We start from the raw sequence: 13,537 nt of genomic DNA, 5'->3' as shown, positions 1-13,537 counted from the left end.
CCGGCCGACGACACCCCGTGGAGGGATCAGTTCCCGCCAGGCAGCGCCCGCTCCAGGATCGCGTCGAGCCCGGCCGTGGCGGGCAGCGTGCCGAACGTGTACCCCCAGTCGCCGCCGAGCCGGGTCGCGCAGAAGGCGTCCGCGACGGCGGTCGGGGCGTACCGGACCAGCAGGGAGGCCTGGAGGGCGAGCGCCATCCGCTCGACCAGCCGGCGGGCACCCACCTGATCGGTTTCCGCCAATTCGGTCTTCAGCCGGGTCACGGTGGCGTCCAGCCGGGCGTCCGCTCCGCGCGCGTGGGCGAGTTCCCCGAACAGGGCGTCGGCGGCGCCGGGTTCACGGGCGAGCGCCCGCAGCACGTCGAGCGCGTTGACGTTGCCGGAGCCCTCCCAGATCGACAGCAGGGGCGCCTCGCGGTAGTGGCGGGGCATGCCGGAGTCCTCGACGTAGCCGTTGCCGCCCAGGCACTCCAGGGCCTCGGCCGTGAAGGCCGGGCCGCGCTTGGTGACCCAGTACTTGCCGACGGCGGTCGCGATCCGCCGGAAGGCCCGCTCCTGTTCGTCCCCGCGCACCGCCCGGTCGGCGGCTCCGGCCAGCCGCAGCGTGAGCGTGGTCGCGGCCTCCGACTCCAGCGCCAGATCGGCCAGAACGTTGCGCATCAGCGGCTGGTCGACGAGCCGCGCGCCGAACGCGCTGCGGTGGCGCACATGATGACCGGCCTCCACGAGCGTCTTGCGCATCAGGGTCGCCGAGTTCATCACACAGTCCAGCCGGGTGCAGTTGACCATCTCGATGATGGTCTTCACGCCCCGCCCCTCGGCCCCGACGAGCCAGGCCACCGTCCCGTCGAACTCGGGCTCGGAGGACGCGTTCGACCGGTTGCCGAGCTTGTCCTTGAGCCGCTGGATGCGGAACGTGTTACGGCTGCCGTCCGGCAGCACGCGCGGCACGAGGAAGCACGAAAGACCGCCCGGCGCCTGCGCCAGCACCAGGAAGACGTCGCACATCGGGGCCGACGTGAACCACTTGTGCCCGCGCAGGGTGTAGACGCCCGGCTCGGCGGTGGGCGTGGCCGCCGTGGTGTTGGTCCGTACGTCGGAGCCGCCCTGCTTCTCGGTCATCCCCATCCCGGCGAGCAGACCCGGCTTCTCGGTCGGCACCCGCAGCTCCGGGTCGTACTCCCGGCTGGTCAGCAGCGGTTCGTACACCTTGGCCAGCTCCGGTGTGGCGCGCAGCGCGGGGACGGCCGCATAGGTCATCGAGGTGGGGCAGCCGTGGCCGGACTCGGTGTGTCCCCACACCAGCCCGCCGGCCGTCCGCGCCACATGGGCGCCGGGCCGGTCGTCCGCCCAGGCCGCCCCCGCCAGCCCCTCGGCCACCGCCGTCCGCATCAGGTGGTGCCAGCTGGGGTGGAAGTCGACCTCGTCGACCCGGTTGCCGTACCGGTCGTGGGTGCGCAGCTCCGGCTCGTGCCGGTTGGCCAGCTCGCCCCACTCCTGCGCCTGCGCGCTGCCGGCCCGCGCCCCGAGCCGCCGGATCCCCTGCTCGGCCCACTCGGCGCCCTCCCGGCGCAGTCCTTCAAGGAGGGCCGGGTCGTCGGAGGCGTCGTACGGGGCGAGCGGCGGCGGCTGATTGGTGACGTCGTGAGTGGCGTACTGCGGCTGCGGAAGCGCGGCGGTCGAGTCCATGCCTCCATGTTGCACTCTCGCTACGGCTGTAGCAATGATGCAACATCAAGCCGCACGTACAGTACGTGACCATGCGCATGAACGCGTCCGCCGAGCCCGCCGGCGTCGACCTGCGGCCGCTGTCCGCCCGGTCGGTCGTGCTGAGCCTGCTGCTGGGCACGCATCCGCCGCGGCTGCCGGTGAAGGACCTGATCCGCCTCGTGGAGCCGTTCGGGGTCGGCGGCTCCGCGCTCCGGGCCGCGCTCAGCCGGATGACGGCGGCCGGCGACCTGCGCCGCACCGACGACGCCGTCTACGGCCTCAGCGACCGGCTCCTGGCCCGCCAGCGCCGCCAGGACGAGGCGGTACGGCCCCGCACGCGCGCGTGGCACGGCGACTGGGAGATGCTGATCATCACCACCACGGGCCGCGGCCCCGCCCAACGCGCCGACCTGCGCACCCGCCTGACCTCCCTCCGCCTGGCCGAACTCCGCGAGGGCGTCTGGCTGCGCCCGGCGAACCTCGTCAGACCCCTCCCCGACGACGTGCTGGAGATCGCCGAGCCCTGCACGGCCCGCCCGTCCCGCCCCGCCCCCGAACTGGCCGCCCACCTCTGGCCGTTGACCACCTGGGCGGCCACCGCCCGCACCCTGCTGACCCACGCGGCCGACTCCCCCCGCCCACCCGACCGCTTCACGCTCTTCGCGGCGGCCGTACGCCACCTGCTGGCCGACCCTGTGCTGCCCCCGGAACTCCTGCCCGCCGACTGGCCGGGCGACGAACTGCGCACCGCCTACGCGGCCTACCGGACGGAACTGGGGGAGTCCATGGGGCACCTGGACGGCTGACGTCACCGGAGTGCGGCTTTCGGGAGGAGGACGTCACCGACGAGCGTCACCGCACAGGGGACAGGTCTGCGGAGCTTCGTCCGGCAGCGCGCGCGGTGTATCGGGCCGCTCCGCTGCGCGGAACCGACCCGTCTGCGTATACCCCGGGGCTCACCCCGTCTTCTGCCGGGCGGCGGCCTGCTCCATGGCGTTGTCCAGGTGGGTGATGACGGCCGGGACATCGGAGCTCTCGGTGCGCCGGATCAGCTCCAGGGCCGGCCGGACGAGGCCGCCCGGCCGTGCGATCAGCCGGGCGAGCACGGCGGCCCGGACGTCGAGCCGTTCGATGGTGGCCTCGCGCTCGGCTTCGCTCTGGCCGGCCAGCAGGACGGCGTTGTACCAGGCCTCCTCGCGGGACTGACGGACGCTGAAGTCGAGGATCCGCTCGTCGGTGCGGCCGCCGACCCGGTCCAGCAGTGACATGAACGGCGACAGGGTGTCGACCGAGTCCTGCACCCCCAGCACCACCCGCGCAAGGATGTCGTTGATCAGCAGAAAGTCGTGCCGCAGCTCCTGGATGGCCGCACCCGGGCCGGTCCGCGCGGCGGCGACGGCCAGGTCGAGGTTGATGTGCGCGTTCACGCCGAGTACCAGGTGCTGGACGATGATGGTGTCGGCGTCGTCGAGCAGCCCGAACGTCTCGCGCCAGCAGCGCGGCCCGCTCCGGTCACGGCGCCAGGCGTCGTACGCCTCGAAGTAGCGGTTGCCGAAGTGGGTGTCGAAACGGTCCATGCGGGGGCCGTCGTCGAACAGCCCGCCGTGGATGGCCGTCCGGATCTCGACGGTCACCTGCCGGTACAGCGCCGCGAAGTACCCGACCCGGTCACCGGCGCCGGCGGCCTCCCGCACGATCCCGGCAAGTCCGTCCACGACGTCGTCGATGTTCTCTGCCGCCATCCCCAACTCCCTCTCCCGGTTGCCTCGTTCGGACACCGGCTGTCGTCCGCGGCGCCGACCACAGCCCTTGTCCTACCACCGCACACCGGGGAAGGTCCCCGTCCTGGAGGAAACGCGAACCCTTCGCGGTGGGGCCGTCCCCGCCCGGCGACGGCCCCACCGCTCGGGCTCACTTGTAGGTGATGTCCGAACTCGCGTACTTGCAGTACGTCCCGTCCGGCCCGCTTCCGTTCGTGGGAGGCTCCGCGCCCGTGTTGTTGCCGATGTACTTCTGGCACGGCACGATCTTCTTGCTGCTGTCCCCGACGATCGTGATGTTCTTCAGCGTCGCGCTGTCGCCGTAGTTGGTGTTGATCCCGACGAGCGCGCTGCCCTTGTAGGTCGCCTCGATGGTGTTGAGGTTGATCGTGCGCTTGTACTGCGTGGAGCAGTTGCCGCACGAGCGGACCAGCTTGCCGAAGTTCTGCACGGCGAAGCCCGACACGTTGAGCGTCCCGGCGCCGTTGAACTGGAAGACCTTGTCGCTGGCTTCCTTCGCGCCGCCGCCGGAGACGGTGTAGACGTTGGACGAGGAGGAGCCGCGGAAGGTCGCCGCGTCCTCGCCGACGTCCTCCCACCACACGTTCTGCAGCGTGCAACCGCCCTCGCAGTGGATGCCGTCCGCGGCGGGCGCGCCGATGATGACGTTCTTCAGGACCGTGCCGGCCGCCAGGTCGAGGATCGGGTCCTGGTCCTCGTTCTGGCCACCGCTGCCCAGGTCGCCGCTGCCGTACAGGCGCAGCATCCCGTAGTCCTTCGTGCCCGACAGCTTGATGGTCGCGGTAACGGCCTGGCTGCCGCTCGCGGTCGGCCAGGTGGCCGCGTTCGCCTGGGTTCCGTCAGTCATGACCATGCCAAGCGAGAGTCCGAAGGCGGCCAGCCCGCCCGCCAGTGCCCGCGCACTGGTTCGTGCTCGTGAAGTCATGTCCCGTATGCCTTCTGTCGAGTGGGGGGTCTTTCTGGGGGTTCGGCGAATGGACGTATACATGAATCACGTCCATATCGCGGAACGACAAATGCAGACACCTGCCCGAAGGAACCCGTTCGCGGGTTCGGCGGTCACGGTGCTGAACGGAACGTAGGATGCAAGCGCTTTCTAGTCAACGCTTCGCGCGACATCCGTTCCTGTCCGGTCCTCGACTCCAGAAGTCGCGTGGGAGCGCTTCCACGGCGGCCATGTCCATGCCACGATGCCGGGGGATCCCGCACGACGCCGCACCGAGCCGCGATCAGAAAGGGACCGACGTGCCCCCCACCCCCGGCGCGACCCTCGACGCACCACCCGCCGGCGCCTGCCGGGTGACTGTCACCACCGACGCCTGGAACACCGGCCTGACCGCCTCCGTGGCCGTCACCCACACCGGTACGACGACGGTCGACGGCTGGCAGCTTGGTTTCACCCTCCCCACCGGCCGGACCATCACCAACGGCTGTAACGCCACCTGCAGCCCCGCGTCCGGGGCGGTGACGGCGACCAGCGTGTCGTACAACGCCACGATCGCGCCGGGCACGGGCGTGCGCAGCGGCTACCAGGCCACGCACACCGGCAACAGTGCGGCCCCCGCCGCCTGCACGCTCAACGGCACCACCTGCACGGTCAGTTGACGGCGGCGGGATGCCCGTCCCCGCCTCCGCCCGCCCCTCGCCAGGAAGGCCCCCGTGAAGCCGCAGCCCAGCAGAGTGCCGCTCGCCAATCTCCTCAGCACCTGTGTCCTCGCCCTCGCCCTGGTCGTGACCGCCACGGCCGTCACCGCCCTGGTCCGCAGTCCCCGGCAGGTCACCGCGCACACGGGCCGGGGCAGCCACTGGGTGAACACCTGGACCGGTATGCCCCAGCTCACCGAGGCCGGCAACCTGCCACCCGCACCCTTCACGGGGGAGAGGTCGGTGCTGGCCGACACCACCCTGCGCCAGAGCGTGCGCGTCACCACCGGCGGCCATCGCCTGCGGCTGCGCTTCTCCAACGCCTACGGCGACACCCCGCTCCCGCTCACCGCGGTGACCGTGGCCCTTCCGCAGGACGGGCGGGCAGGGGTCAGCGCGATCGTCCCCGGCAGCCTGCACCCGGTGACGTTCTCCGGACGGGCCGCCACAGTCGTCCCGGTCGGCGCCCAGGTGGTCTCCGATCCCGTGGACTTCGAGCTGACTCCGGGCGCCAATGTCACCGTCACCGCATACACCGCGCAGGGCCAGCCCGATCTGAAGCTCACCTCGCACCCGGGGTCGCGCACCACGTCGTACCTCCTGACCGGCGACCACACCGAGGACTCCGACCTCACGGGCGCCACCCGGGTCGACCACTGGTATCTGCTGAGCGACGTCGAGGTGCTGGCCCCGGCCGCGACCCGGGCCGTGGCCGTGCTCGGTGACTCGCTCACCGACGGCCGGGGTTCCACCACCAACGGCAACGACCGCTGGCCCGACCAGTTCTTCGACCGCCTCCGGTCGCGCCCCGCCGGGTCGGACCTGGCCGTCCTGAACCAGGCGGCCGGCGGCAACCGCGTCCTTGACGACGGCCTCGGCCCCAACGTCCTGGCCCGCCTCGACCGGGACGTCCTCTCCCGCAGCGGAGTCTCCTGGCTGATCGTCTTCGAGGGCATCAACGACATCGGTACCGCCGCCGCCACCCCGGAGGCCCAACGGGCCGTCGCCGACGACCTGATCGCCGCCTACCGGCAGATCGTCGTCCGCGCCCACGCCCAGGGCATCCGCGTCTACGGCGCCACCCTGCTGCCCTTCGGCGGCAACGCGTACGACGACGGCGCGGGCGTGCGCGAGACGGCCCGGCGGCATGTCAACGCCTGGATCCGGGGCCACGGCCACTTCGACGCGGTGATCGACTTCGACCGGGTGGTACGGGATCCGGCCGATCCGAGCCGGCTGCGGGCCGACCTCCAGGTGGGGGACTGGCTGCACCTCAACCCGACCGGGTACGGAGTTCTGGCGGGAGCGGTGCCGACGGAGCTGTTCCGCCGTGGCTGACGATTCGCGGACGTCCGGCACCGCTGCCGGGCCGCGCCACCAGGGACCGCCGAGGCCCGACGGCCGGTGCCCTCCTGGCCACGGCGGCCGGTGGTCAGGCCGCGTCCTCACCCCGTGCCGAAGCCGCGGTCCGCGCACTGATCACGGCCCGTCCTCGCTCCGATGCCGAGAAGCGGTCGAGCATCGCGCGCAGTTCTTCGGCGCCGACGTCGGCGCCGAAGGGCTCGGTGCCCGGTTCGAGTCGTACCCCTTCGGCGAGCGGGCCTGCGACGACGGGAGTGAATCCGAACGCGTCGACGAGGCCGGCCACCGTGGCGAGGTCGTCCGGATCGTCGCCGGCGATCGCGATCGCCCTGCGATCCGGTGCTCCCTCGGGCCGAGCCCCGTCCTCCAGGTCGTGGTAGCCCATGTGGTTGAACGCCTTGACCACGCGTGCTTGGGCCAGGTACGCCTGCACGGTCTCGCTCGAAGAGGTGAGCGGGTCGGTGAGGTCCTCGCGGCTGCCGTCGACCTCCCACCAGTAGTTCATCGCGTCGATGACGAGCTTGCCGTGCAGGGCGTCGGCGGGCACGCTGCGGTACTTGCCGAGCGGAAGGGCCAGGATGACGGCATCCGCCCCCGCAGCGGCCTCCGCCGCGGTCACCGGGACCGCGCCGGGGGTGAGGACTTCGACGGTGAGGGCGATTTCGGCGGGATCGCCCGATCCCGCGACGAACACGCGGTAGCCGGCGGCCAGGGCCAGGCGGGCCAGCACGGTGCCGACCTTTCCGGCCCCCAGGATGCCGACGGTGCGGACGGTGGCGGCGGGCATCTCTTCTCCGTTCCTGGTGTCAGTCCGCGAGGAGGTCGCGGACCATCGGGATGACCTTGGTGCCGTACAACTCGACCGCGCGCAGGCGAGCGCTGATCGGCTGCGCGCCCGTGGTGTAGATGAGGTCGAAACGGCCGACACCGAGTGCTTTGATCGCACGGGCCATCTTGCGGGCGACCGTCTCCGGCGACCCTATGTAGAGGGAGCCGCGCTCGATCTCCGCCTCGTACTCCTCCTTGCGGATCGGCGGCCAGCCCCGCAGTGAGCCGATGCGGTCCCGGATGACCTTGTAGTGCCGCCAGTGCGCTTCCTTGGCCTCCTCGTCCGTGTCGGCGATGAAGCCGGGCGAGTGCATGCCGACCGGGTGAGCGGTCGTGCCGAACTGATCGGTGGCGCGCTGGTAGAGGTCGATGTACGGCGTGAAGCGCTCTGGGGCACCGCCGATGATGGCGATCATCAGCGGGAAACCGTAGCGGGCGGTGCGGATGACCGACTGGGGCGAACCTCCGACACCGACCCAGGTGCTCAGGTGCCCGGACTCGGTCTTGGGGAAGACGTCGGCGTCCTTGAGCGATGCCCGCTTGGTGCCGCTCCAGGTGACCGGCTTCTCCTCCAGCAGCTTGGCGAAGAGCTCGATCTTCTCCTCGAACAGCACGTCGTAGTCGGCGAGGTCGTAGCCGAAGAGCGGGAACGACTCGGTGAAGGAGCCGCGGCCCAGGATGACCTCGGCCCGGCCGTTCGAGAGGGCGTCCACGGTCGCGAACCGCTGGAACACCCGGACCGGGTCGTCGGAACTCAGCACGGTCACGCCGGAGGACAGGCGGATGCGGCTGGTGCGGGTCGCGATGCCGGCGAGGACGGTCTCCGGGGTCGAGATCGCGAACTCCGGGCGGTGGTGTTCACCGAGGGCGATGACGTCGACACCGGTCTCCTCCGCGAGCACGGCCTCGTCGAGGACCTGCCGGATGGCGCGGGCGTCGGAGACCGGGTTGCCGGAGTCGTCTTCCGGCACATCGCCGAACGTGTCCAGGCCGAAGACGAGATCAGACATGGGTGGACCCCTTCGTGAGTGGTCGGTTCACCCGCGGGGTGACTTTCACCCCGGGGAATGTAGTTGATATGTCGACCAGAGCGGAGCTGTCGTGCCTGCGGCACGGTGCACGGCATGTCCCACCGGCCGGTGGTCGCGGTCGAGTCCGGCCTCGATCACGGCTCCGTGTGCCGTCTGGGCTGTCTTCATGGCATGATAGTTGATACGACAACCAAAGTGTGCGGGAGGTGCTCCCCATGAGCAATGTGGAAACCCGGCCTGCGGAGTTGCGGTGTGGTGCCCCGGTCGACGGGAACCGGCCGGCCGGAGCGCCCCAGGTTGATGTGCTGTCGGCGCGAGAGGTGCCCCTGGGCGGCCCGCGTGCGCTGCTCGTGCGTCGGACGCTGCCCCAGCGAGCCCGGACGCTGATCGGGGCCTGGTGCTTCGCCGACCACTACGGCCCCGTCGATGTGGCCGCCGCGGGCGGCATGGACGTCGCCCCGCATCCGCACACCGGACTGCAGACGGTGAGCTGGCTGTTCAGCGGCGAGATCGAGCATCGTGACAGCCTCGGCACCCATGCCCTGATCCGTCCCGGAGAGATGAACCTCATGACCGGCGGTCGCGGCATCGCCCACTCGGAGGTCTCCACCCCGGGCACCACCGTCCTCCACGGGGTGCAACTGTGGGTGGCACTGCCCGGGCGGCACCGTGCCGCCGACCGGGACTTCCAGCACTACGTGCCGGAACCCGCGCGAGTCGACGGGGCGGAGATCAGGGTCTTCCTGGGCTCGCTAGCCGGCAGCGCTTCCCCGGTACGAAGCTTCACCCCCCTCCTCGGAGCAGAGGTCGTTCTCGAACCGCGTGCGACGGTCACCCTCACCGTGGCGCCCGACTTCGAGCACGGCCTCCTCGTGGACAGCGGGGACGTCCGCCTGGTCGACACCGTGATCCGGCCGGCCGAACTGGGATACGTCCCCTGTGGTGCGGACACCCTGACGCTGGTGAACGAGTCGGACGGCCCGGCGCGGACGATCCTGCTCGGAGGACCGCCTTTCGAGGAGGAGATCGTCATGTGGTGGAACTTCATCGGCCGGAGCCATGACGACATCGTCCGGGCCCGAGCGGACTGGGAGGCGTCCTCCGACCGCTTCGGGACCGTCGACGGCTACCCCGGACGCCGCCTTCCCGCCCCCGCCTTGCCGAACGCCGTCATCACCCCGCGCGGGAATCCGCCACGCCGCTGAAACCCCGGCGCGGACGGTGAGCGGAATACGGGCGGGCGCGAGCGCCCACGACGGGCATGGCTGACGTATCACCTCCGGAACAGACCGGCCCCCGACCGCTGTTGGCCCGTGCCTCCTGCCACTCCGCCCAACTACGGCGCCCCGAGGACCAGTTGCGCGCCATCGTCGAGCGCGACCCGGCACAACGGGAGACCCGTGGGGCGTCGTCCAGTCACGGCAGTAGGGGGCTTGGCGCTCGTACGGGAGCGGCGGTGGTCGATCAGTGCGATGGGGCCGCCGCTCGCTGGTGACGTGTTCACGGGACCTCCTCGGCCATGCGGCGGGAAGCCCGTGCGATTAAGATGACACATCAACCATATGTAGGGTGTCAGCCACGGGACGAGCTCGTCGCGGCAGGGTTCGATGAAATGTCAACCACGCTTACACTCGGCTCATGGGCGAGAGGGTGCGTTGGTTGACGGCGGACGAGCAGCATGCGTGGCGGAGCTTCCTCCGGCTGAACGACAGGCTGCGGGGCCGGTTGTCGCGCCTGATGTCGACGGAGTCGAATGTGTCGGCCGCGGACTTCGGGGTGCTGGTCGAGCTGACGGACGCACCGGACGGGCGACGGAGGATCCTGGATCTCGCCCGGGCTCTGGAATGGGAGAAGAGCCGGATGTCCCATCACGTCGCCCGCATGGTGAAGCGCGGGCTGGTGGTTCGGGACGAGTGCGCCGAGGATGGCCGCGGCGCCTTCGTGGTGATCACGGAGGAGGGGTGCGAGGCGATCGAGGCGGCCGCACCGCGGCATGTGGAGGCGGTGCGCGAACTGTTCCTCGACCATGTCACGCCGGCGGAGCTGCGGATGCTGGCTCAGCTCTCCGACCGCGTGGTGGAGAAGCTGGACGAGGACCCGACCTGATCGCGGCCCGGGGGGCGACCAGAATCGGATCGTTGACGCATCAAGAAAATGTTCTCCTCTCGGAGGGGGACTGTCGAAATGACTGCAAGGAAGATCACCGCCGGCGGTCCGCGCGGCGGTGAGTGGTCGGCCCGGACCCGGGCGATCTCCTACGCGGCCTTCACCGCCTGCGAGTCCGCACCCGCCTTCGCCGGAAGGTGGTTGAAGAGCAGGTTCAGGACGATCGCCGTCAGGCAGCCCGCGCTGATACCGCTGTTCATCACCGTCTGGAACCAGTCGGGGAACTTCTCGTAGACCGTCGGCACCCCCACCGGCAGTACCCCGACCGCCACCGAGACGGCCACCACGGTCAGGTTGTTGTTGCCGTTGAAGTCGACGGCCGCGAGCGTGCGCAGGCCGCTCGCCGCGACCGTCCCGAACATCACCAGGCCCGCGCCGCCGAGCACCGGAGCCGGTACGGCCGCGACCACCGCGCCCAGCTTGGGCAGCAGGCCGAGCAGGACCAGGATGCCGCCGGCCGCCGCGACCACCCAGCGGCTGCGCACCCGGGTCATCCCGACCAGGCCCACGTTCTGGGCGAACGCCGTGTACGGGAACGTGTTGAAGACACCGCCCAGGACGGTCGAGAGGCCGTCGGCGCGCAGACCGTCGGAGAGGGGGCGCGGCTCGACCTTGCGGCCGGTCATCTCGCCCACCGCGATCAGGTCACCCGTCGTCTCCGTCATGGTGACCAGGGCCACCACCAGCATGGAGACGATCGCGGACGCCTTGAACGTCGGCGTCCCGAAGTGGAACGGCGTGCTGATGCCCAGCCAGTCCGCGTCGCCGACCCCGCTGAAGTCCGTGAACCCGAAGGGCACCGCCACGGCCAGGCCCACCGCGATGCCGATCAGGACCGCGATCCGGGCGAGGTAGGCGGGGGCGAACCGCTGCACGCCTATCACCACCGCGAGCACGAAGGCCGCCAGCGCCAGGTTCTTCGGCTCCCCGAAGTCCTTCGCACCGGCGCCGCCCGCCGCCCAGTTGCCCGCGACCGGCAGCAGCGAGACGCCGATGATCAGGATCACCGTGCCGGTGACCAGCGGCGGGAAGAAGCGCAGCAGCTTTCCGAAGACCGGGGCCAGCAGCATGATCGCCAGACCCGCGACGATCACCGAGCCGTAGATCGCGGGCAGTCCGCCGCCCGTCGTACCGATGAGGACCATCGGCGACACCGCCGCGAACGTGCAGCCCTGCATGATCGGCAGCCGGACGCCGAAGCGCCAGAAGCCGACGCACTGGATGAGCGTCGCGACCCCGCACACCAGCAGGTCGGCGGTGATCAGATACGCCAGGTCGGCGGGCGACAGCTTCATCGCACCGCCCACGATCAGCGGGACGGCGACGGCACCCGCGTACATCGCGAGCACATGCTGCAGGCCGAAGGCGGCCAACTGCCGTACGGGTGGGACCTCGTCGACGGGATGGGCGGGGGAGGGGACGGGAGCGGCGGTGGTGGACACGGGGACTCCAGAGCGGCGGCGGGGACGACATCCGGTCAGGACCAGACCGTAAGCGGATTGAACAGTTTGTTGATTTCCGCGGTGTTGCCGATACGTGTCCTGCCCACCTGGTCGCGGTCGAGTCCGCTACGCCCCCGACCGCGCCGCCGTCAGCAGCGTGTCCCAGTCCGCCAGTTTGACCACGCTGCGGCCGAGCCGGGCGCCGAGCGCCGCCTCGGCCCGCTCGATCGCCTGCCAGCCCGACCATGCGACCGGCTCGATGCCCAGCGCGCGCAGCGCCGTGACCGGATCCTCCGGTACCTCCCTGCCGAGCAGCACGGGCGCGTCCGCCAGGAGGGAGGTCACCGTCTCCTTGGCGTCGGGCCGGTTGGTGCCGATGACACCGGTCGGGCCGCGTTTGATCCAGCCGGCCACGTAGTCGCCCGGCGCTCCGGCCGGACCGTGCAGGACCCGGCCCGCCGCATGCGGCACGGTGCCGGTCCCCGGGTCGAACGGGAGCCCGGCCAGCGGTACTCCGCGATAGCCCACCGAGCGCAGCACCAACTGCGCGTCGACGGTCTCGTACCGCCCGGTGCCCCGCACCCCGCCGTGCTCGTCCGGCTCCGTCCGCTCGAAGCGCACCGCGCCCACCCGCCCGCCGTCCGCGAGCAGTTCGACCGGACGCAGGAAGAACCGCAGCCAGATACGGCGCCCCGCACCCCGGGCGCCGGCCGCGTCCCAGCCGCGCAGCACCTCCACGTTGCGGCGCTGCGCGGCGGGCAGCGCGGACGGGTCGGCGTAGGCCGGGTCGAGCGCCAGCTCGTCCGGATCCACGCGGACTTCGGTGTCCGGCAGGGCGCCCAGCTCGCGCAGTTCCTTGGTGGTGAAGCGGGCCTGGGACGGGCCGCGCCGGCCCACCACGTGGACCTCTCTTATCCGGCTCGCCGCCAGCGCGGTCAGCGCCGCCTGCGGCATGTCGGTCGGGCTCAGCTCCGCCACGCCCCGGGCCAGCATCCGGGCCACGTCCACCGCGACGTTGCCGACGCCGATGACCACCGCCGAGCGGGCGTCGCGCACGAAACCGGTGTCGACGGCGTCCGGATGCGCGCTGTACCAGGACACGAACTCGGTCGCCGACCAGCTGCCCGGCAGCTCCTCGCCCGGGATGCCGAGCCGCCGGTCGCCGGCGGCGCCCACGCAGTACACCACCGCGTGGTACAGCTCGCGCAGCCGCTCCACCGGGAGTTCGCCGGGACCGTCGCCGATCCGGACCCCGCCGAGGAACCGCACCCGCTCGTGTTCGAGGACCGTGCGCAGGTTGCCCTGCAGCGACTTGATCTTCTCGTGGTCCGGGGCGACTCCGTACCGCACCAGTCCGTACGGGCACGGCAGCCGGTCCAGGACGTCCACGACCACCGTGGGGTGGAGCTGGACGAGGTTCTGGGCGGTGTAGCACCCGCTCGGCCCGGAGCCGATGACGGCGACACGCAACACGGGGGACTCCTTGCCCGAGGGGCTGGTGGCTCCAGCATCCCACCGGCGTGGCCGCCTCGACAGGGGCCGCTGGGGTGAAGCGGACGCGTGTCCGCTCGTAT

Annotated in this window: 11 protein-coding genes and 2 pseudogenes; 6 read left to right on the top strand and 7 right to left on the bottom strand. The window is 71.2% G+C overall.

Annotation, left to right across the window (positions count from 1 at the left end; all coding sequences use genetic code 11):
- Positions 1 to 26: 26 nt before the first annotated feature.
- Positions 27 to 1,688 (bottom strand): acyl-CoA dehydrogenase family protein, encoded by a 1,662-nt coding sequence (locus ACFWXC_RS36200; RefSeq protein ID WP_384485483.1) that lies wholly within the window; start codon positions 1,686 to 1,688, stop codon positions 27 to 29.
- Between the two features lie 71 nt (positions 1,689 to 1,759).
- Between ACFWXC_RS36200 and ACFWXC_RS36195 the strand changes: the two genes are divergently transcribed.
- Entirely contained in the window at positions 1,760 to 2,515 is a 756-nt protein-coding gene (locus tag ACFWXC_RS36195) for a PaaX family transcriptional regulator C-terminal domain-containing protein (protein WP_384485481.1), read from the top strand.
- A 150-nt stretch (positions 2,516 to 2,665) separates the two neighbouring features.
- On the opposite strand, the gene ACFWXC_RS36190 is transcribed toward ACFWXC_RS36195, so the two are convergent.
- A complete protein-coding gene (locus ACFWXC_RS36190) occupies positions 2,666 to 3,451 on the bottom strand; it encodes a DUF5995 family protein (protein ID WP_384485479.1) in 786 nt (261 codons plus the stop codon).
- A gap of 169 nt (positions 3,452 to 3,620) precedes the next feature.
- Positions 3,621 to 4,415: a pectate lyase gene (locus ACFWXC_RS36185; protein WP_384485477.1), complete on the bottom strand. Its 795-nt coding sequence runs from the start codon at positions 4,413 to 4,415 to the stop codon at positions 3,621 to 3,623.
- Between the two features lie 353 nt (positions 4,416 to 4,768).
- Here ACFWXC_RS36185 and ACFWXC_RS36180 point away from each other — a divergent pair.
- Positions 4,769 to 5,095: pseudogene (locus ACFWXC_RS36180) on the top strand (cellulose binding domain-containing protein); the annotation flags it as partial.
- Between the two features lie 54 nt (positions 5,096 to 5,149).
- Positions 5,150 to 6,472, top strand: a complete 1,323-nt coding sequence (locus ACFWXC_RS36175; RefSeq protein ID WP_384485475.1) for an SGNH/GDSL hydrolase family protein — start codon at positions 5,150 to 5,152, stop codon at positions 6,470 to 6,472.
- A 94-nt stretch (positions 6,473 to 6,566) separates the two neighbouring features.
- Here the strand turns inward: ACFWXC_RS36175 and ACFWXC_RS36170 are convergent, their stop codons facing one another.
- Complete coding sequence (locus ACFWXC_RS36170) at positions 6,567 to 7,283, bottom strand: NADPH-dependent F420 reductase (protein ID WP_384485473.1); 717 nt, start codon at positions 7,281 to 7,283, stop codon at positions 6,567 to 6,569.
- A 19-nt stretch (positions 7,284 to 7,302) separates the two neighbouring features.
- Positions 7,303 to 8,334: an LLM class flavin-dependent oxidoreductase gene (locus ACFWXC_RS36165; protein ID WP_384485471.1), complete on the bottom strand. Its 1,032-nt coding sequence runs from the start codon at positions 8,332 to 8,334 to the stop codon at positions 7,303 to 7,305.
- Positions 8,335 to 8,570: 236 nt separating this feature from the next.
- Here ACFWXC_RS36165 and ACFWXC_RS36160 point away from each other — a divergent pair, with 236 nt between their 5' ends.
- From ACFWXC_RS36160 to ACFWXC_RS36150, 3 genes and pseudogenes are all read left to right on the top strand, one after another.
- Complete coding sequence (locus tag ACFWXC_RS36160; RefSeq protein ID WP_384485469.1) at positions 8,571 to 9,560, top strand: pirin family protein; 990 nt, start codon at positions 8,571 to 8,573, stop codon at positions 9,558 to 9,560.
- A 74-nt stretch (positions 9,561 to 9,634) separates the two neighbouring features.
- Positions 9,635 to 9,745 (top strand): annotated as a pseudogene (locus ACFWXC_RS36155) (tetratricopeptide repeat protein); the annotation flags it as partial.
- A 248-nt stretch (positions 9,746 to 9,993) separates the two neighbouring features.
- Positions 9,994 to 10,461: a MarR family winged helix-turn-helix transcriptional regulator gene (locus tag ACFWXC_RS36150; protein ID WP_384485467.1), complete on the top strand. Its 468-nt coding sequence runs from the start codon at positions 9,994 to 9,996 to the stop codon at positions 10,459 to 10,461.
- Positions 10,462 to 10,610: 149 nt separating this feature from the next.
- Here ACFWXC_RS36150 and ACFWXC_RS36145 read toward each other — a convergent pair whose 3' ends face one another.
- The gene (locus ACFWXC_RS36145) at positions 10,611 to 11,963 is read right to left on the bottom strand and encodes a nucleobase:cation symporter-2 family protein (RefSeq protein ID WP_384485465.1); all 1,353 of its coding nucleotides are present in this window, start codon (positions 11,961 to 11,963) and stop codon (positions 10,611 to 10,613) included.
- Positions 11,964 to 12,089: 126 nt separating this feature from the next.
- Complete coding sequence (locus ACFWXC_RS36140) at positions 12,090 to 13,436, bottom strand: FAD-dependent oxidoreductase (protein WP_384485463.1); 1,347 nt, start codon at positions 13,434 to 13,436, stop codon at positions 12,090 to 12,092.
- Between the last annotated feature and the right edge of the window lie 101 nt (positions 13,437 to 13,537).

Origin of the sequence: Streptomyces sp. NPDC058683, assembly GCF_042716195.1 — a bacterium.
Classification (GTDB): domain Bacteria; phylum Actinomycetota; class Actinomycetes; order Streptomycetales; family Streptomycetaceae; genus Streptomyces.
Note: the sequence above shows the minus strand (reverse complement) of the source record. Positions and strands in the feature narration are given on the sequence as shown.

Bases quoted from the DNA above. Each gene is read 5' to 3' on its own strand.
- ACFWXC_RS36200 (WP_384485483.1), bottom strand. From the start codon at position 1,688: ATGGACTCGACCGCCGCGCTTCCGCAGCCGCAGTACGCCACTCACGAC.
- ACFWXC_RS36195 (WP_384485481.1), top strand. From the start codon at position 1,760: ATGCGCATGAACGCGTCCGCCGAGCCCGCCGGCGTCGACCTGCGGCCG.
- ACFWXC_RS36190 (WP_384485479.1), bottom strand. From the start codon at position 3,451: ATGGCGGCAGAGAACATCGACGACGTCGTGGACGGACTTGCCGGGATC.
- ACFWXC_RS36185 (WP_384485477.1), bottom strand. From the start codon at position 4,415: ATGACTTCACGAGCACGAACCAGTGCGCGGGCACTGGCGGGCGGGCTG.
- ACFWXC_RS36170 (WP_384485473.1), bottom strand. From the start codon at position 7,283: ATGCCCGCCGCCACCGTCCGCACCGTCGGCATCCTGGGGGCCGGAAAG.
- ACFWXC_RS36165 (WP_384485471.1), bottom strand. From the start codon at position 8,334: ATGTCTGATCTCGTCTTCGGCCTGGACACGTTCGGCGATGTGCCGGAA.
- ACFWXC_RS36160 (WP_384485469.1), top strand. From the start codon at position 8,571: ATGAGCAATGTGGAAACCCGGCCTGCGGAGTTGCGGTGTGGTGCCCCG.
- ACFWXC_RS36150 (WP_384485467.1), top strand. From the start codon at position 9,994: ATGGGCGAGAGGGTGCGTTGGTTGACGGCGGACGAGCAGCATGCGTGG.